The organism is Nocardioides sp. CCNWLW216 (genome assembly GCF_037120545.1).
Taxonomy (GTDB): Bacteria; Actinomycetota; Actinomycetes; order Propionibacteriales; family Nocardioidaceae; genus Nocardioides; species Nocardioides lianchengensis.
The window spans coordinates 59090-76970 of the sequence record NZ_JBBBBJ010000015.1; the positions used below are offsets into that span (position 1 = coordinate 59090).

17 protein-coding genes and 1 tRNA gene are annotated in these 17881 nt (G+C 71.5%); 13 read left to right on the top strand and 5 right to left on the bottom strand.

Translation table 11 applies throughout. The features are described from left to right. Positions 1 to 1152: 1152 nt before the first annotated feature. The 4 genes from V7S47_RS24330 (at position 1153) to V7S47_RS24345 (ending at position 4389) form a co-directional block, all read left to right on the top strand. Entirely contained in the window at positions 1153 to 1539 is a 387-nt protein-coding gene (locus V7S47_RS24330; protein WP_336564023.1) for a hypothetical protein, read from the top strand. Beyond that, positions 1536 to 2009 (top strand): RipA family octameric membrane protein, encoded by a 474-nt coding sequence (locus tag V7S47_RS24335; protein ID WP_336564024.1) that lies wholly within the window; start codon positions 1536 to 1538, stop codon positions 2007 to 2009. The genes V7S47_RS24330 and V7S47_RS24335 overlap by 4 nt, the downstream gene beginning before the upstream one ends. Then, complete coding sequence (locus V7S47_RS24340; protein ID WP_336564025.1) at positions 2006 to 2296, top strand: DUF7701 domain-containing protein; 291 nt, start codon at positions 2006 to 2008, stop codon at positions 2294 to 2296. Before V7S47_RS24335 ends, V7S47_RS24340 begins: the two co-directional genes overlap by 4 nt. Positions 2297 to 2475: 179 nt before the next feature. Further along, positions 2476 to 4389, top strand: a complete 1914-nt coding sequence (locus V7S47_RS24345; RefSeq protein WP_336564026.1) for a CocE/NonD family hydrolase — start codon at positions 2476 to 2478, stop codon at positions 4387 to 4389. A 21-nt stretch (positions 4390 to 4410) separates the two neighbouring features. Here V7S47_RS24345 and V7S47_RS24350 read toward each other — a convergent pair whose 3' ends face one another. Further along, positions 4411 to 4836: a MarR family winged helix-turn-helix transcriptional regulator gene (locus V7S47_RS24350; protein ID WP_336564027.1), complete on the bottom strand. Its 426-nt coding sequence runs from the start codon at positions 4834 to 4836 to the stop codon at positions 4411 to 4413. A gap of 72 nt (positions 4837 to 4908) precedes the next feature. Between V7S47_RS24350 and V7S47_RS24355 the strand changes: the two genes are divergently transcribed. Continuing rightward, positions 4909 to 5739 (top strand): ceramidase domain-containing protein, encoded by an 831-nt coding sequence (locus V7S47_RS24355; RefSeq protein WP_336564028.1) that lies wholly within the window; start codon positions 4909 to 4911, stop codon positions 5737 to 5739. Between the two features lie 83 nt (positions 5740 to 5822). Here the strand turns inward: V7S47_RS24355 and V7S47_RS24360 are convergent, their stop codons facing one another. Then, positions 5823 to 6089 (bottom strand): hypothetical protein, encoded by a 267-nt coding sequence (locus tag V7S47_RS24360; RefSeq protein WP_336564029.1) that lies wholly within the window; start codon positions 6087 to 6089, stop codon positions 5823 to 5825. A 26-nt stretch (positions 6090 to 6115) separates the two neighbouring features. After that, positions 6116 to 6493 (bottom strand): VOC family protein, encoded by a 378-nt coding sequence (locus tag V7S47_RS24365; RefSeq protein WP_336564031.1) that lies wholly within the window; start codon positions 6491 to 6493, stop codon positions 6116 to 6118. A gap of 76 nt (positions 6494 to 6569) precedes the next feature. Here V7S47_RS24365 and V7S47_RS24370 point away from each other — a divergent pair, with 76 nt between their 5' ends. The 3 genes from V7S47_RS24370 to V7S47_RS24380 all read left to right on the top strand — a co-directional run bounded on the left by V7S47_RS24370 (position 6570) and on the right by V7S47_RS24380 (position 8283). Further along, complete coding sequence (locus tag V7S47_RS24370) at positions 6570 to 7172, top strand: TIGR03086 family metal-binding protein (protein ID WP_336564032.1); 603 nt, start codon at positions 6570 to 6572, stop codon at positions 7170 to 7172. Positions 7173 to 7231: 59 nt separating this feature from the next. Further along, positions 7232 to 7321: transfer RNA gene (locus V7S47_RS24375), tRNA-Ser, on the top strand. Positions 7322 to 7599: 278 nt separating this feature from the next. Then, the gene (locus V7S47_RS24380; protein WP_090854292.1) at positions 7600 to 8283 is read left to right on the top strand and encodes a response regulator transcription factor; all 684 of its coding nucleotides are present in this window, start codon (positions 7600 to 7602) and stop codon (positions 8281 to 8283) included. 14 nt (positions 8284 to 8297) lie between these two features. Here the strand turns inward: V7S47_RS24380 and V7S47_RS24385 are convergent, their stop codons facing one another. Beyond that, complete coding sequence (locus V7S47_RS24385; RefSeq protein ID WP_336564033.1) at positions 8298 to 8654, bottom strand: Hpt domain-containing protein; 357 nt, start codon at positions 8652 to 8654, stop codon at positions 8298 to 8300. 112 nt (positions 8655 to 8766) lie between these two features. Here V7S47_RS24385 and V7S47_RS24390 point away from each other — a divergent pair, with 112 nt between their 5' ends. The 5 genes from V7S47_RS24390 (at position 8767) to V7S47_RS24410 (ending at position 17502) form a co-directional block, all read left to right on the top strand. Beyond that, on the top strand, positions 8767 to 9396 hold the full coding sequence (locus V7S47_RS24390) for a molybdopterin-dependent oxidoreductase (RefSeq protein ID WP_336564034.1): 630 nt from the start codon (positions 8767 to 8769) through the stop codon (positions 9394 to 9396). Next, positions 9396 to 11615, top strand: a complete 2220-nt coding sequence (locus tag V7S47_RS24395) for a hybrid sensor histidine kinase/response regulator (RefSeq protein ID WP_336564035.1) — start codon at positions 9396 to 9398, stop codon at positions 11613 to 11615. Before V7S47_RS24390 ends, V7S47_RS24395 begins: the two co-directional genes overlap by 1 nt. A gap of 42 nt (positions 11616 to 11657) precedes the next feature. Further along, complete coding sequence (locus tag V7S47_RS24400; protein ID WP_336564037.1) at positions 11658 to 12440, top strand: hypothetical protein; 783 nt, start codon at positions 11658 to 11660, stop codon at positions 12438 to 12440. 122 nt (positions 12441 to 12562) lie between these two features. Further along, the gene (locus V7S47_RS24405) at positions 12563 to 16894 is read left to right on the top strand and encodes a phosphodiester glycosidase family protein (protein ID WP_336564039.1); all 4332 of its coding nucleotides are present in this window, start codon (positions 12563 to 12565) and stop codon (positions 16892 to 16894) included. Positions 16895 to 16962: 68 nt separating this feature from the next. Further along, the gene (locus V7S47_RS24410; RefSeq protein WP_336564040.1) at positions 16963 to 17502 is read left to right on the top strand and encodes a gamma carbonic anhydrase family protein; all 540 of its coding nucleotides are present in this window, start codon (positions 16963 to 16965) and stop codon (positions 17500 to 17502) included. A 75-nt stretch (positions 17503 to 17577) separates the two neighbouring features. Here the strand turns inward: V7S47_RS24410 and V7S47_RS24415 are convergent, their stop codons facing one another. After that, positions 17578 to 17874: a hypothetical protein gene (locus V7S47_RS24415; RefSeq protein ID WP_336564041.1), complete on the bottom strand. Its 297-nt coding sequence runs from the start codon at positions 17872 to 17874 to the stop codon at positions 17578 to 17580. Positions 17875 to 17881: the final 7 nt, after the last annotated feature.

Genomic DNA, 17881 nt, shown 5'->3' on the forward strand with positions numbered 1-17881 from the left:
CGGGGCGCTCAAGGTCTAGTGGGGCCGGCTGGCAGCGACGTAAGCGGCGCTAAGACGCACCCCTGTCGAACGCGCGGCCGGCAGTGCCATGGCCTGCCATTCGCGGCACCGAACCCGGTCGTGCGTCGATCTAGCCGCGACTGCGGGCAAGGCGGCGTCTGCGCCCTCGACGAGAGAGACCGCTCCTGCGAACGGCCAGTGGAGGCTTCTTTGAGAAGCCCCACCAGCGACCCCACCGCACATCCGGCTCCGGCGCAAGCTTCGGTGCGGACAATCCCATTCGACGCCAGGTGAGGTTCGCCGAATCGCTGAACTCAAGGACGGCGTACGGAGGCAACGCACCCGCAGCGTCGCCTCCTTTAAGTGACAACTTGTGCGAATCAGTTTTACCAGGTGGCAGGATGTCCTCGTCTTGAGTGACTGGATGAATACTACCGTCGAATACCGCTCCAATGCAGCGAATAGCCACGGGTTCGTCGCTACCGTTCGTCACGGTTATCGTAAGAACAGTTGAACCCTTAGACACCTGAGTCTGGCTCGCAGTGATCGCAAATACCTTGCGAGCTACTGCGACCTGATCTTGCCAGATTTTGTCGTGGTAGGAGTTTCTTGCCGTCAGAACGCCCACGATAGTGAAAGCCCCAACGGTGGCGGCGATACATACCGCCACCCAGGACGGCGCGTTGCCCCAGTCTGTTGCCACGGCCCATTCGCGAAGAGTCGTTTTCATGCTGCGCACCATAGGGTGTTGTAGGTCTGCGGCGCGTAGTGGCTCCGGATCGACGTGGGATCTGGACTTCTTGTCGGTGGATGCGGACTCAGTCGCGGGGGCTGACGGGAACAGACTTTGATTAGGTCCCGGCGATGGGAACACTGCTGAGCACTAAGTGCTGGACTCCAGTACATCCAGCGAGCGTGAGGCCGAGGTGTACGCGTTTGCGGACAGCTTCTCAATGCCTTGGTGCAGCCGTCACGGCGCAGCAGAGGCGGACCGTGTCGCAACGGCCGCCCTCGGCGCTCGATCGGATCCAGTCATACGGAAAGAACCCGGCCGCTGCTGGCCTGATACTCCGCAGTTCATCGTATTCACGCCGGACTGTCGGTGACTGTTGGCATTCTGTGCTCGACGACAACCACTGACGGGGAGAACACATGGCTGCGACACGAGTCTTCATCAGCTTCGACTACGACCACGACAGCGACCTCAAGACCCTGTTGGTGGGGCAGGCCAAGAACTCTGGTTCGCCCTTCGTCATCGCTGACTGGTCCATCAAGGTCGCTTCAACGGGCTGGAAGGAGGAGGCCCGACGCCGCATCCGCGCCAGCGACACGGTCGCGATCATCTGCGGTCATCACACACGCTCGGCCGCCGGAGTCGCCGCTGAGCTGACGCTCGCCCGGGATGAATCGATCCCGTACTTCCTCCTGTCTGGTCGTGCAAGCGGCATAAACCAGCGCCCTACCTCCGCCCTCACCAGCGACAAGGTGTACGACTGGACTTGGCCGAACCTCAAGTTGCTGATCGCGGGCTCGCGATGATCAACACGGCCTCAGACGGCGCGGTCGAGGCCAGCCAGGTTCTGGATCTGTACAAGATGGCTGTCGAGATGGCTGATCGCGTCTCCGCTCGGCGGAGCACGGCGAACACCTTCTACCTGGGTCTGCAGACGGCCGGTCTTGCGATCTTGGGCTTCGTGACGTCCTTGCCGACCGAGCCAAGTAGGGGCATCGTGATTGCCATCTGTCTCGTCGGTGCTGCAACTGGCGTGACTTGGTTCCTCCAGCTTCGCAGCTATCGCGATCTGAATCGTGCCAAGTTCGACGTCATCAACAATCTAGAGAAGCGGTTGCCCGTCGCTGTCTTCTCTGCAGAATGGGAATCGCTCAAGCAGGATCCCGTCTCGCGTTGGCGACCACGGTATGCGGAGCTTGGAACCATCGAACGGGTGGTCCCGTGGTTCTTTGTGGCGATGAACCTGATCCTGGCCGTGTACCTTTCGAACCAATGAGCTACCTGGCTGACGACGCGATGAGAGTGCGGGCCTCCGTCCCGGATGGGACGGAAGTACCCGACGACGCTGATGATCTCTTCCTCCTGTACGCCGTACTCATGAACGTCAAGGGTGACCAGGTGACGGCCGGCGACGTCCACGACGCGTGGACGGCGTGGATGGAACTCAATGGGCAGGACCACGAGTCGATGAGGCCGTTCTCCGAGCTCGCGAGGGACGTACAGGCCGAGGACGAGCCCTTCGTGACTGCCATACGAGTCGCAGCCAGGCGCCGAGGGGCTTGATCACGCTTTTGCTCATGCGCGATCAGGCGAGTGCACTACGCGCAGTGCTCGATCCGTGCTTGCTGATCGTTCGACCCAGCGTCTATCTGGGCGGAGTGCCGCGCATCACGACGCGGGTCACCGAGGCGTGACCACCGCCATCCCCGCGCGTTGACCCGAGGAGACCTCGGGAGGACCTCATGCTGCGACGCCTGTCCGCACCACTGACCACGATTGCCCTGCTGGCCGGGACCCTGGCCGCCGTACCGACGGAGGCGACGGCGGCGGCGCCGTCAGCGGTCCAGCAGGTGCAGGCTCCGAAGAAGGCCACGAAGCCGAAGGTCTGGAAGCCGCGGAAGGCGACGTACCCGAAGACGGTGACGCAGAAGGACCTGGCCATCCCGATGCGGGACGGCACGATCCTGCGCGGTGACCTGATCCTCCCGGCGAATGCGGATGGGGTGGCCGTCAAAAAGCGGTTCCCGGTGGTCGTGACGATCACCGCCTACAACAAGGGCATCCTCGGCTCGGGTGGAGCGCTCGGGGGTGGGAGCGGGTCGGAGTACCTCGTCCAGCGCGGCTACGCGCAGCTCACCGTCGACGCGCGCGGGACCGGGAGCTCCGAGGGCGTGTGGCAGGCGTTCAGCCGGCAGGAGGAGCTCGACGGCAAGCAGGTGATCGAGTGGGCGCACTCGCGGCAGCGGCCGTGGAGCAACGGCCGGGTCGGGATGCGCGGGCCGTCGTACATGGGGATCAACCAGATCTTCACCGCCGCCCAGCGTCCCAAGGGTCTGAAGGCGATCTTCCCGCAGGTGCCGGCGGCCGACGTCTACCGCGACGTCGTCGCGTCCGGCGGGGCCATCGACGTCGGGTTCATCCCGCTCTGGCTCGGCCTGGTCACCACCACCGGCGTGCTGCCGCCCGCGGTGACGGCGACCGACCCGGGCTCGGGCTTCGGCGCTCTGCTCCAGCACCTGTACGGCGCGGTCACGTTCACCGTCCCGCTCATGCTGGACGCCCTGCTCGGCGGCGACGCGGCGTACGACGGCGCTTTCTACCGCCAGCGCTCGCCCATCGAGGTCGTCAAGAGGGTGAAGGTGCCGACCTTCCTGGTCGCCGGCCAGCAGGACCTCTTCCAGCGCGGGACCCCGCTCCTCTTCGAGCAGCTGCAGAAGAGGAAGGTGCCGGCCAGGATGATCGTCGGGCCCTGGGACCACCTGCAGGGCTCGTCCGGCGCCGACGTCGGCAAGGCGGGGCACGGGTCGCTCGCCGAGCTGCAGCTGCGCTGGTTCGACCGCTACCTGCGTGGTGACACGTCAACAAAGGTGCGCAGGATCCCGGCGGTCACGACGTACGAGCAGGGCAGTGGCGTGTGGCGCGAGACCGACCGGTGGGTCACCCGCAACACCACGGCGCGCAGCTACCGGCTCTCCGGCGGCGCGGTCACGGGTGTCCGGAACGGCGTCTTGACCAGCGGAAAGGCCCAGGCCGGGACCGCCGACGTACCGCCCGTGCCCGTCGCCGGGCTCTGCACCCGCTCGGCCAACCAGTGGACCGCGGGCCTGCCGCGCGCGATCCTGGCCGACCTGCCGTGTTGGGAGGACAACGCGCTCAACGACCGGGCGGGGATCGTCTACGAGACCCGGCCGGTGACGAAGGCGGTCCGGCTGTCCGGGCCGATCAACGCCAAGCTCTTCGCCTCCAGCCCCACCGGCGACGGCATGCTCGCGGTCTCGGTCTCCGACGTCGCCCCGTCGGGCAAGGTCACCCGGCTGACCGGCGGCTGGCAGGTCATCTCGCTGCGCCAGCTCGACAAGAAACGCAGCCGGTACGTCGGAGGCAAGCTGCTGCAGCCCTACCACCCGTTCACCCGCGCCTCGAAGAAGCGCCTCGAGCCCGGCCAGGTCGGCCGGGTGGACGTCGAGGTCTTCCCGACCGCGGCCAAGATCCGGAAGGGTCACCGGCTGCGGATCTCCGTGCAGGCCTTCGACGTTCCGCACCTGCTGCCGAGCGTCCCCGACCTGCCCGGCGCGCTGACCGTCATCCGGCTGCACAGCTCGGACCGGTATCCGTCCGAGCTCACCGTCCCGTGGGTGCGTCCGCGGCGCCGCTGAGGTGACGTGACAACGCGGTTGTCAGTCGGCCAGCAGGTGCAGGAGGGTCAGCAGGCGCTCGCGATCGCGCGCCGGCACGGCGTCCACCAGATGACGTCGTACGGCGGCCGCGTGCACCGGTCGGGCCCGCAGCAGCGCGGCCCGGCCCATGGTCGTGGTGCGGAGCTCGACCCCGCCCGCGACGCTCTCCCGCGTCACCAGTCCGCGCTCCTGCATCCGGCTGAGGTGGTGGGAGAGTCGGCTGCGGTGCCAGCCCATCGCGACCGCCAGCTCGTGCTGGCGCAACGCCCCGCCGCCCCCGTCGTGCACGTGGGTCAGCACGCTGACGTCCGCCTCGGAGAGCCCGGTCTCGCCGGCCACCTCCGCGTTGATCCGAGCCCGGACGCCCTCGGTCGACCGCTTCCAGGCGTCCCAGAGCTCGCGCTCACCCTCGTCCAGCCCGGCCACGCGGATCAGGGTAGAGCAGGTTGACGGGTCAACACACGGCCTCGTTGGCGTGTCAACGGCTAGGTTGAGCGCGTGCCGACCCGGTCCCTCCGCCCCCTCGCCCTGACGGGCGCCGTGACCGTGGTGTCGGTCGGGCTGCTGGTGCTGGCCGTCGGCCAGGGCTGGCTCGGCGCCGACGTCGGACGGGGCGCCAACTTCTGCGAGCACCCCCGCGACGGGCACGTGAAGCAGCCGGCCAACTCGTTCTCCAACCTCGGCTTCGTCGTCGCCGGCCTGCTGATCGCCTGGCACGCCCGCCGCGCCGACCGGCTCGGCGAGGTGCTGCCGCGCCACCGCGGGCTGGCGACGGCGTACGCCTGCGTCGTCGTCCTGCTCGGCCCGGCCAGTGCCGCCATGCACGCGACCCAGTCGGAGTGGGGCGGCCACCTCGACATGCTCAGCATGTACCTCGTCGCCTCCTTCTCCGCCGGCTACGCCCTGATGCGCTGGGTCGGTCAGGGTCGCGTGTTCTTCGCCCAGCTGTTCAGCCTCTTCGTCGCCGGCTGTGAGCTCGTCGGCCTGTACGACGGCCGCGTGCCCGTCGTCGACTTCGCCGGCAACGTGGCTTTCGCCGTCCTGCTGCTCACCGCGGTCGTGATGGAGGTCCGGCTCTGGCGCCGCCGCGCTGACGGCCTGCGCACCGACCTGCGGTGGGGCGCGGGCGCGCTCGGCTCGATCCTGCTCGCCTTCACGATCTGGAACGTCACCAAGTCCGCCTGGTGCGACCCGCACTCGCTGATCCAGGGCCACGCGATCTGGCACCTGCTCTGCGCGGTGGCGGCGTACCTGATGTTCCGGCTGTGGGCGAGTGAGCGGACGCGTCAGTCGTTGACGGGCGGCATCGGACCGGCCGGGTCGTCTTGATCGAGGTGGGCGGTCGGGTGCGGGGGTTTCGACACGGTCGCTAGCGCGACCTGCTCAACCACCGGGGGGGGTGAGCGGACCCGTCAGTCGTCGATCGGCAGGATCGCCCAGAACGCGGCGTACACCACGAGTGCGCCGATCAGGGTCCCCCAGACCAGTCCGACGGCCAGCGGACGTCCCGGCGGTCGCCAGCTCAGCAGCCCGGCTGCGACCAGGCCGACCGTGGCGACAGCGACGCTCCACGTGGTGTCGATCCACCAGCTGACCAGGAGCGCCGCACCGATCGGCACGCCCAGGGCCACCCCGGCGCCGAAGACGACGGGCGGGGACGGATCGGTCGACGCGGCCACGGGAACCATCATGGCCCGCCCAGTGCTCAGCCCGCGCTGAGCTCGGCCTCGGCGTCGGCGAGCGAGGACACGCAGAACTCGTTGCCCTGCGGGTCGGCGAGGGTGACCCAGCGGAAGTTCTCGTCGCCGCGGTCGCCGACCAGGGTGGCGCCGGCCGTGGTCAGTCGGGCGACCTCGGCGTCGAGGTCGGGGGCGGCGAGGTCGAGGTGGAGGCGGTTCTTGCCCGGGGTGGGGTCGCCGACCAGCTGGAAGGCCAGGACGAGCGGCAGGTCGCCGCCGCGGACCAGGAAGAAGGTGCCGCCGAACGGGTCGGCGACCTCGCCGCCGGTCTGCTCCGCCCACCAGGAGGCGAGCGGGCCGGGGTCGGTGCTGTCGAAGTTGATCATGCCGAGGGAGAGGGTCATGGCTGGACGCTAGGGCTGGCCACCGACAGTCCGCGAGAGCCGATGAGATCCCGGCCCGCGACCGGTCAGCACCACCATGACGATCCTCGACCTCCGTCCCGCCTGCCGCGAGCTCGCGCGGGTGGTGACCGCGATCGGCGACGAGCAGCTCGCCGGGCCGACGCCCTGCCCGGCGTACTCCGTCGCCGACCTGCTCGACCACGTCGACGGCCTGGCGCTCGCCTTCACCGCCGCCGCCCGCAAGGAGGTGCTGGCCGGCGGGGCCCAGCCGGCGGGCGACGGCGCTCGTCTGGGGGAGGGCTGGCGCGAGCGGATCTCCGGGAGGCTGGCCGGGCTCGCCGAGGCCTGGCAGGACCCGGAGGCGTACGACGGCCTCACGATGGCCGGTCCCGTCGAGCTGCCCGGCGAGGTCGCGGTGCTGGTGGCGGTCAACGAGGTGGTGGTCCACGGCTGGGACCTGACCCGCGCGACCGGCCAGCCGTACGACGCCGACCCGGCCGCCGTCGAGGCCTGCCTGGGCTTCGTCGCCTCCTTCGAGCCGCCGGAGGGTGGCGCGGCCGACGAGCCGGCCGACGACGGCGGTCTCTTCGGCCCGCCCGTGCCGGTGCCGGACGACGCGCCCGCCCTCGACCGGCTCGCCGGCGCCACCGGTCGCGACCCGGCCTGGGCGCCGGCCTGACCCTCGACGACACCGGACGGATTTCGTCGCCCCCGGGCGCCTCCGGTACATTCCTCGGCGGTGGCGTGTCCGAGCGGCCTAAGGAGAACGCCTCGAAAGCGTTTGTGGGTGCAAGCCCACCGAGGGTTCAAATCCCTCCGCCACCGCCAGTACGAAGGATCAGGGGGACCCCTGACGGGAAAGATCCCGTCAGGGGTTTCGTCCGTCCTGGAGTCCTGGCCCGGCAGCAACGAGCGTGCGGGTGTCGATCTCGGTCGACAAAGGTGCTCAGGGGTCAGGATGTCGTTGCGGGAGAGGGCAACGGCGACGGTTTCCAGCGCGGACGGGGCGGCAGAGATCGCCCCGGAGTATCAGCCCGATCGTTCGTGCCGTCCAGGAAGACCCGGAAACCGGTTCACCTCCCTGTAACCGTGACTAAGGTGGGAAAATGCTAGCGCCGAAGGCCCTCGTGGTGGAGGACGCCGAGGAGTTCGTGCGTCTGAACCGCCGGATCCTGGAGCAAGAAGGCTTCGAGGTGCACGTCGCGACCTCGGGCGAGCGGGGCCTGATGGCCGCTCGCGAGCAGGACTTCGAGCTGGTCCTGGTCGACGTGGCGCTGCCCGGCATGGACGGCTTCGACGTCTGCCGCGAGCTGCGCACCTTCAGCGACGCCTACGTCCTGATGGTCACCGGCCGCAGTGCCGAGGTCGAGAAGATCGTCGGCTTCCGCGTCGGGGCCGACGACTACGTCACCAAGCCCTACTCCCCGGTCGAGCTGTCCGCGCGGATCGCCGCGATGCGGCGACGTCCGCGCCAGCCCAAGACCGGCAGCGGCTCCTCGTTCGGCCGCCTCGAGCTCAACGCCGACGCCCGCGAGGTCACCGTCGACGGCGACCCGGTCGCGATGACCCGGATCGAGTTCGACCTGCTCCACGTGCTCAGCGGCGCGCCGCGACGGGTCTTCTCCCGCGTCCAGCTGCTGGAGACCGTCTGGGGTCACGCCCAGGGCGACGCCCACGTCGTCGACGTCCACATCGGCAACCTGCGCCGCAAGCTCCGCGAGGCCCTCGCCCAGGAGGACCCGATCCGCACGGTGCGGGGCGTGGGCTACAAGTTCGACCCCAGCACCTGACCCACGAGGGTCGGCTACTGGTGGCGCGGGTTCCGCGCCAGCGCGCTGGCCAGCCAGCGCCGCCAGTCGCGGGCGGCCGACCGGGCCTCGAGGCGCACGGCCTCGACCGACCCGCCGCCGTGCTCGACCTGCTCGGCGGCACCGGCGAGGGCGCTCGCCCCGAGCAGCATCGCGCCCGACTTCAGGGTGTGCGCCGCGAGCCTGCGCGGGCGGGTGGCCTCGTCGCCGGTCTCGGTGGCCGGGTCGATGTCCAGCTCGTCGAGCCGGCTCGGGAGCAGGTCGAGGTACCCGCGGACGATCTCGACGACCGCCTCGTGGTCCCCCAGCTCGTCCGCGAGGCGGTCCAGCACCGCACGGTCGACAGCTTCCATGCGTCGAGCCTAAGAGGTCCGACCAGGGCGGGAGTACGAATGCCGATTGATCTTGTCGGAATCCTGAACTTCGCTTGTCGATCCCTTGGGCTGCGTGGACCAGCCTGAGGGCATGCTTCCTGCCCGTCCGTCGTACGTCCGCCCCGCCCTCACCCTGCTGGCCTCCGTCCTGCTGCTCCTCGGACTGGTCGGGTGCTCGGCGTCGGGCGACGACGCGGTCGGCGCGGTCGCCGTGGCCGGCGCCGGCGGGGACGACGAGCAGGCCGACCTCCGGGTCTCCGAGGCCACGCTGCACCCGGGCGACCCCGTCCCGCGGCCGTCCGGCAAGGTGGTCCTCGTGGTCCGGGGAGGTACGACGACGAACGTCGGCGACGAGCTCCGGCTCGACCTGGCCCAGCTCGACTCCCTCGGCATCGTCGAGTACGCGGTGGACGACGACCTCGCGACCGGTGGTCGGGCCACCTTCAGCGGTCCCCTGGTGCGCTCCGTCCTGGCGCTCGCCGGCGCCGACGAGGGCACCACGATGCGCACCGAGGCCCTCAACGACTACCTTGTCGACGTGCCGGTCACCGACGCCACCGAGCTGCCGCCGATGCTGGCGACCCGCATGAACGGCAAGCGGATGAGCGTCGCCAACTACGGGCCCACCCGTTTCGTCTACCCGACCGAGGGATACGGGCTCGACCCCGTCACCTACGACCCCCGCTGGATCTGGCAGCTGAGGAGCATCGAGGTCGAATGATGCGTCTGCTCCGTGGGCAGGGTCCCCGCGGCGTCGCCCTGGGCGTGCTCGGGTTCCTGATGCTCGCGGTCAGCGTCGCGGTCTCGGCCGACCTGGTGGTGGGGTCGCGCGACACGGCCCGACGGATCGACGAGACCCAGGCGCTGATCGAGGCGGACCCGCGGACCCTCGGGCAGGTGCAGCGCGAGCTGCTGCGACTCGAGCTGCTGCTCCTCGAGCGGGCCAGGCCGGCCGACGTGCGCCTGGGCGAGCAGTTCGTGACCCAGCGGGTCCGCGAGAGCGCGCTGCCCAAGCAGCGCGACGTGCTCGGCTCCGAGGCCCTGGTCCAGGAGGCCCAGGAGGTCGAGGACCGCTGGCTGACCCAGGTCCGGCCCTACGTGCGCGAGTCGCTCGGGAAGGGCGACCGGGCCGCCGACGCCCGGCTGGCGGCGATCGAGGGGATCAGCCGGCTCGAGGAGGACTACAACACCCTGGCCGCGGCCGGCGAGATCAACCGCCGCCAGCAGGCGGCCGCCGCCAGCGAGACCACCGCCGACATGCTGTGGGACATGCGCCGGATGCTGGTGCTGCTGAGCCTGCTCTTCATCGCCGGCATCGCCTTCACCGTCATCGGCGCCTGGCTCCTGGTCCGCACCAACCGGCACCGCCTCTCCGCGCTGCGCAACCTGGAGGAGCTCAACGAGGAGCTCACCTTCTACTCCCGGGTCGTCCAGGCCACCGACAGCGCGCTGGTCGCGACCGACCGCATGGGCCACGTCACCTGGGTCAACGAGGCGTTCGAGCGCACCACCGGCTACCGGCTGGACGAGATCCGAGGCCGCCGGGCGGCCGACTTCCTCACTGGCGAGACGACCAGCCGCGAGGTGCTCCGCCAGATCGACGAGGCCGGCGCGCGGGGCCTGCCGATCCGCACCGAGCTGGCCCAGTACACCGCCGACGGCGAGGAGTTCTGGGTGTCCCTCGACCTCTCGCCGCTGCACAGCGACGCCGGTGAGCTGGAGGGCTTCTTCGGCGTCCTCACCGACATCACCGAGCGGCACGAGGCCGAGGAGCTGCTCACCGCCGCGCGCCAGGCCGCGGAGGCCTCGGCGCAGGAGAAGGCCGGCTTCCTGGCCACCATGAGCCACGAGATCCGCACGCCGCTGAACGCCGTACTCGGCCTGACGGACCTGCTGCTGCTCACCGAGCTCGACGAGGAGCAGCGCGACTACACCGAGACCGCCCACCAGAGCGGCAACCACCTGCTGGCCCTGGTCAACGACGTCCTCGACTACTCCGCCCTCGAGGCCGGCCGCCTCGAGTACGCCAACCAGCCGTTCTCGATGGCCCAGCTCCTCGACGAGACGCTCACCATGTTCGTCGCGAACGCCGAGGCCAAGGGGATCGAGCTGCGGCTGCGCCAGTCGCCCGACGTACCGCCCGCACTGCGCGGCGACGCGATGCGGCTACGCCAGGTGCTGGTCAACGTGGTCGGCAACGCGATGAAGTTCACCGAGCAGGGCTCGGTGAGCGTCGACTGCGACCTCGTCGGCTCGCCGTGGGGCCACCGGCTCGAGGTGGTCCTGCGGGTCACCGACACCGGCATCGGCATCCCGCGCTGGCGGATCCCCGACCTGTTCCGCTCCTTCGTCCGCGGCGACGCCTCCAGCACCCGGCAGTACGGCGGCACCGGCCTCGGCCTGGCCATCTCGCGCCGGCTGGTCGAGGCGATGGGCGGCACCATCGACCTGGAGTCCGAGGTCGGGGTCGGCACCACCGTGACCATCCGGATGGTGCACGACCGGGTGGAGGAGGAGCCGCCGCCGGTGCCGCGCGCCGCGCAGGCGATCCTCGACCACTCCGAGCGGCGGGTGCTGGTCGCCGAGGACGACGTCGTCAACCAGAAGGTCGTCGTCCGGATGCTCGGTCGGATCGGGATCGTGCCGACCGTCGTCGAGAACGGCCGCGAAGCGGTCGAGGCGGTGCGGACCGGGGCCTTCGACACCATCCTGATGGACGTCGAGATGCCCGTGATGGACGGCCTCCGGGCGGTCCGCCTGATCCGCGACACCGACCTGCCGGTGCAGCCCTGGATCGTGGCCCTGACCGCCAACGCGCTCTCCGGCGACCGCGACCGGTTCCTCGCGGCCGGCATGGACGACTACGTCAGCAAGCCGGTCACCCTGGACGCCCTCTCCGGGGCCCTCGACCGCTCCCGGGTCGGTCACGTCGCGGGCTGAAAACTGTCCGATAGTCGGCCGGACGGTGGGTACCACGCCGTCATGGGCTTCCGACGGAGCACGGCCTACAAGGTCCTGCCGGGCGTCCGCCTCACCCTCCGGGAACCCGGGACGGGCGTGCAGCGGCCGCTCGCGCTGCGCTCCGTCGTACCCCTCGCGCCGGAGCGGTCACCCCGCCCGCCCGGACGGCGCTGCCCGCCCTGGGAGCACCGGCTGCACCGCTCGCTGCTGCTCGGCGACCCCGACCGCGTGCACGAGGTCGCCACCCGCCGCGGTCACGCCGTGCTCGGGGCCAGCCTCGCCGGGCTGACCGCGTACGCCGCCGACGCCGGCTCGGCGCGACCCCTGCTGCGCGACGCCTGGCAGGCCGGCTGTCCCGTGGAGCGGCACCCGTTCCTGCTCGACCACCTCGCCCACGCGACGGTGCGCATCGACCTGACCGAGGACGTCCAGGCCGCCGTACCGATCTCGCGGGACGCCGTCGGCCTGGCCCTGGTCGCCGTGGAGCGGGACCTCGGCGACCTCGACGCCGCGGTGGAGGTGGCCGAGGACCTGGACCCGTCGGTCGTCGCGGCCCTGGCGCTGGCCGAGCTCTACCGCCGCACCGAACGCCCGCACGACCTGGTCGAGCTGACCGAGGGGATGACGAACACCGACGACGCCCTCGCGCTGCTGCTCGTCCAGCGGGCCGCGGCGCTGTGGGCCTGCGGTTGCGAGCAGCAGGCCGGGGCGGTGCTGGCCGACGCGATCCGCCGAGGCGTCCGGGGCTCCGCCGTACGCCGCCTGGCGCAGCGCGAGAGGGCGCGGATCCGCGAGCAGGAGTAGTCGTCGTCGTTCGTCGGACATTTACCTTAAAGAACCATCTTGGGCAGGGGCTCGTGGTCTCCCGGTGAGAGGAAGGGATGCCTCGCGACCGCGGGGCGCCCGCACGGATCCCAAGGACCCCCATGCCCCACGTTTCCCTACGCCCGAGTCGACGGTGGTGGTCGTCGATCTCGGTGCTGGCGGTCACCGGCGTCGCGGCCGGCACCCTCGCCGCCACGCCTCCTGCCCAGGCCGCTGCCGCCCCGCCTGTCACCACGTCCGTTCGGGCCCCCGCCCTGGCGGCGGCCGACAGCCTGACCCTCACCGACGAGACCGAGTCCCTCGGTCCCGGCATCAGCCTGCGGCGGCTGACGACCGTCACGCCGTCCGGCTGGTTCGACCAGCAGGTCCTCACGGCCGACCTGGCGAACCCGGCGGTGTCGAGTGACCTGCTCGCGGGCGAGCACGTCACCGACCGCGGCCCGATCTCGGGCAAGGCCGACGCCGCCGGCGCGGTCGCCGGCGTCAACGGCGACTTCTTCGACATCGACGCCTCCGGCGCCCCCCGCGGGGCGTCGGTCAAGGACGGCCGGCTCCTGAAGTCCTCCGACGTCGGCTCCTGGAACCACGTCGGTGTCGGCCGGGACGGCATCGGCCGCGCCGTCGACATGGCGCTGCAGGCCTCCGCGACCTTCGGCGGTACGACGCACCCGGTCGTCTCGCTCAACGCGCCCAACAAGAACCCCGAGGGGACGCCGGCGGGCTCGATCATCGCGTTCACCTCCGGGTGGGGCGAGTACAACCGCGGTGTCGCCGTCCCCGGGGTCGCCGACGTCGCCTCGGTCCTCGTGCAGGACGGCGTCGTCGTCTCGGTCGACCCCGCGGCCGCGGGCACCGGCGCCATCCCCGACGGGGCCTTCGTCCTCGTGGGGCGCGAGGCGGGCGCCGCGGCGATCCGGGCGCTGACGGCTGGCGACCCGGCCTCGCTCGACTACGGCCTCAGCGACACGGTCGCCCAGCAGATGAAGTTCGTCATCGGCTCCAACCGCGAGCTGGTCCGTGACGGCGTGGCCCGCCCCGACAGCGAGCTCGACAACGACGTGCACCCGCGCACGGTGATCGGCTTCAAGGACGGCGGGCGCACGATGCTGCTCGTCACCAACGACGGTCGGCAGGCGCCGGTCAACGGCATGACCATGCGTCAGTTGGCCGCGTTCATGGTCAGCCAGGGAGCCGAGACCGCGTTCAACCTCGACGGCGGCGGGTCGACCACGATGGTCGCCCGGCCCCTCGGCGAGACCCGGGCGACGGTGCGCAACAGCCCGTCCGACGGCGCCGAGCGGCTCGACCCCAACGGCGTCGGCGTCTTCGTGAGCCCCGGGACCGGCACGGTCGAGGAGCTCGTCGTGACCCCCGCCCCCGAGGACGCCCAGGTCTTCCCGGGCATGCACCGGACCCTGACCGCCAAGGCCGTCGACGACCACCTGACGCCGGTCCCGCTCGCCCGCGGCGACGTCCGCTGGAGCACCTCGCAGGGCACCATCGACAGTGGCCTGCTGGCCGCCCCGCGCGACGCGTCCGGCGCCATCACGGTCCGCGGCACCGCCGACGGGGCCACCGGCTCCACCCGGGTGCGGGTGCTCGGTCGCCTGCAGGCGCTGGAGACCTCCAGCAACCGGCTGTCCATCACCGACCCGGTCGCGGCGAACGCCGTACGCGTCACCGTCACGGGGCGCGACGCCCAGGGCTTCACCGCCCCGGTCGAGCTGCCCGACCTCGAGCTCGAGTACGACGAGCGCGTCATCCGGGTCCAGCCGTCCGGCACCGGCCTGCGGATCACCCCGCTGACCGACGGCGGCACCGTGCTGGTCGCCTCCGCGGGCGGGCAGACGGTCAGGCTGCCCATCACCGTGGGCGTGCAGAGCGTGACGCCGTACGCGTTCGACGACGAGGCCGCCGGCACCGGCCGGTGGACCGGGAACCCGGTCTCCTCCGTGACGAGCATCAGCAAGGTGGCCGAGGGGGTGCGCCTCGACTTCGTCCAGGCGCGCAACAAGGGCATCACCGCCGCCGGCGCCGCGAACCGGTGGGTGGAGGTCCCCGGCCAGCCCCTCCGCGTCCGGATCAAGGTCAAGTCGGACGTCTTCGTCCCCGCCGGTCTCACCTACGCCGGCTTCTGGGACGCCGCAGCCAAGTCGCACGGCCTCTACGGGACCGGCCTGGAGCCGCTCGGCGTCGGGCCCGGCGACCCGTGGCAGTACGTCACCTTCACCATCCCGACGACCGGGGTGACCTTCCCGGTGCGCTGGAACTCCTTCCAGGGCATCAACACCGCCGTGGACCAGCAGCGGGCCGGCAGCTTCGTCTTCGGCGGCGTCGAGGCCGACGTCCCGTCCGAGATCGAGCTGCCCGCCCAGGACCCGCTCCGCTCGGACCCGCTGTTCTCCGCCGACGGGGAGGCGGACGAGGACGCCGACTGGACGTTCGCGACGCTCTCGGACGTCCAGTTCACCTCGGACTCCCAGGAGCTGACGAAGGTCGCGGCCGCGGCCCTCGCCCGGATCCGGCGCGAGCAGCCCGACCTGGTCGTGCTCAACGGCGACATCATCGACCGGGCCCTGCCCGCCGACGTGACCCTCGCGCGCCAGACCCTCGAGGCCGCCGGGTGCGATCTGATCGCGGTCGGCGCCGAGCCCGACCCGGAGAGCACGCCCGACCACGCCAGCGGGAAGATCCCCTGCTACTACGTGCCCGGCAACCACGAGTCCTACGGCCTCAACAACGTGCAGTCGACGCTGGAGAACTGGGAGGCGGAGTTCGGGACGCCGTACCGGACCTTCGACCACAAGGGCACCCGCTTCATCCTGCTCAACAGCGCGCTGGGCAACCTGCGCGCCTCGGACTGGGAGCAGCTGCCGATGCTGCGTGACGCCCTCACCGACGCGGCGGCCGACGAGGCCGTCGACAACGTGATGGTCTTCGCCCACCACCCCGTCGACGACCCGGCCGCGACCAAGTCGAGCCAGCTGACCGACCGCACCGAGGTGCGCCTGGTCAAGAAGCTGCTCTCCGACTTCCGCGCGACCAGCGACAAGGGCGTCGCGATGGTGGGCTCGCACGCGCAGATCGCCAACGTGCAGCGCGTCGAGGGCGTCCCGTACGTCGTCCTCCCGTCCTCCGGCAAGTCGCCGTACGGCGTGCCGGACCGCGGTGGCATCACCGGCTGGCTCGAGTGGGGCGTCGACCGTGACGCGTCCGCGGCCCAGCAGTGGCTGACCGCGGACGTGAAGGCGTTCTCGCAGGAGACCGTGGTCGACGCCCCCGAGACCGTCGAGGTCAGCCGGACCGCCACCGTCGGCGGACACCTGGTGCAGCCGTCGGGCGTCGCGCCCGGCAGTCGCGTGGTGCCGCTGTCCTACCCGGTCTCGGTCGACTGGTCCGGCGACGAGAACCTCGCCGTCGGCACCGGCGAGGCCGCTGTCCGTGCGGCCCGCGAGGCCCGCAAGGTGGCGATCCTCGACCCGCAGACCCGGCAGCTCACCGGCCTGCGTGCGGGCTCGGTGACCCTGCGGGTGTCGAGCGAGTCGATGCGCGAGCTCACCGACGAGTCGTCGCTCGCGCCGGTCGTCGGCGAGCGGGTCGTCCGGGTGGTCCCGTTCTCCGGCCCCGGACCCCGTGTCGACGCGCCGACGCCGGTGTTCCCGACCCAGCCGGTCGGCACGACCGGGGTCGGCCAGACCGTGGTCGTCACGAACACCGGCGACCAGCCGTTGCGGATCACCGACGTGGCGCTCCGCCGTACCGGCACCAGCCCGGCCGGTGAGTTCGTGCTGGCCGGCGAGGAGTGCCGGGACGCCGAGATCGCCCCGGGCGCCTCGTGCGCCGTCCTGGTGCGGTTCTCGCCGTCGGTGGCCGAGGTGACCTCGACCGGCGAGCTGGTGCTGGAGACCAACACCGCCGAGGGTCGGGTGGAGGTCCCGCTGTCCGGGCTCAGCACCGTGGCCCCGCGCGGGGAGCAGGGCGAGCCGGGTGAGACCGGACCGCCGGGACCGACGGGTCCGACCGGGCCGACGGGTCCGACCGGTCCGGGCGGCGAGTCCGGCACCCCCGGGGCGAGCGGTCCGCAGGGGCCCCAGGGTCCCGGCGGCGTGAAGGGCGACAAGGGGGACAGGGGTGACCGTGGTCCTCGCGGCCTCCGCGGCCCCCGGGGCAAGACCGCGCGGGTGAGCTGCGTCGTACGGTCCCGCGACGGGCGGCGCCAGGTGCGCTGCCAGGTCCGCTACCGCCAGGTCGCCGGGCGCTGGAGCGTGCTGAAGCGGGGCGACCAGGTCGTCGCCCGCGGTCCGCTGGGCAAGCTGCGCACCCTCCGGTCGGTCCGGGCCGGTCGCTACCAGCTGCGGGTCCGGACGGACGCGCGGACCGTCGAGGTGCTCCACCTGGTGGTCCGCAAGAACGGGCGCGTGGTCTTCCGCTGAGCCCGTCGGGGGTGCCGGTCTCGGGACCGGCACCCCCTTCCGGCGCCCGGACCGTGTGGAATGAGCCCATGCACCTCATCGAGTTCGAGGGGCGTCGCCCCTCGGTCCACCCCGACGCCTGGATCGCCCCCACCGCCACCCTGATCGGTGACGTGACCGTCGAGAAGGGCGCCAGCGTCTGGTACGGCGCCGTCCTCCGCGGCGACGTCTGCACGATCGTCGTCCGCGAGGGGAGCAACATCCAGGACAACTCCGTCCTGCACGCCGGCCCCGACCAGACCCTCGTGGTCGGCCCGAACGCGACCGTCGGCCACGCCTGCGTCGTGCACTGCACGTCGGTCGGCGAGCAGTCGCTGGTCGGCAACGGCTCGATCCTGCTCGACGGCGCCACCGTCGGCCCGCGCACCCTCGTCGCCGCCGGCTCGGTGGTGACGCCCGGGGCCGAGATCCCCGGCGGCGTGGTGGCGGCGGGCTCGCCGGCGTCGGCCCGCAAGCCGATCGAGGGCACCTCCTCGGAGTTCTGGGTCGAGACCAACGCCGCCTACTACGGCGAGCTCGCCGCACGGCACCGCGACGGGGCGCGGGCCGTGGAGGGGTCGGCGGGGTAGTCCGTCATAGGAGGGTTGGCAAGAGCCCTCTTAGCAACCCTCCTGTGACGGACTAGCCCACCGGAGGGCGGGACCTCAGGGCCGCTGCGTGCAGACCGCGACAAGGACGCCGGAGCGGCGGCCGTCGTACACGGCGCGGCCGCGGGCGGCGGAGACCAGGACCAGGCGGCCCCGGGGCGTGCGGACCAGGGCGGCGCGGGGGCGCTCGACGGCGTCGAAGCCCACCGGGCGGCAGCCGTGCTGCACGAGCAGCGGCCGGACCACCCGCTCGTAGCTGTCCTCGGTGGCCGGCGCCGGGGCGGACCCGCCGCCGGAGAGCCCGACGGCGAGCAGGCCGACGAGCAGCAGGGCGGGGAGGGAGCGGGGCGCCATGATGTTC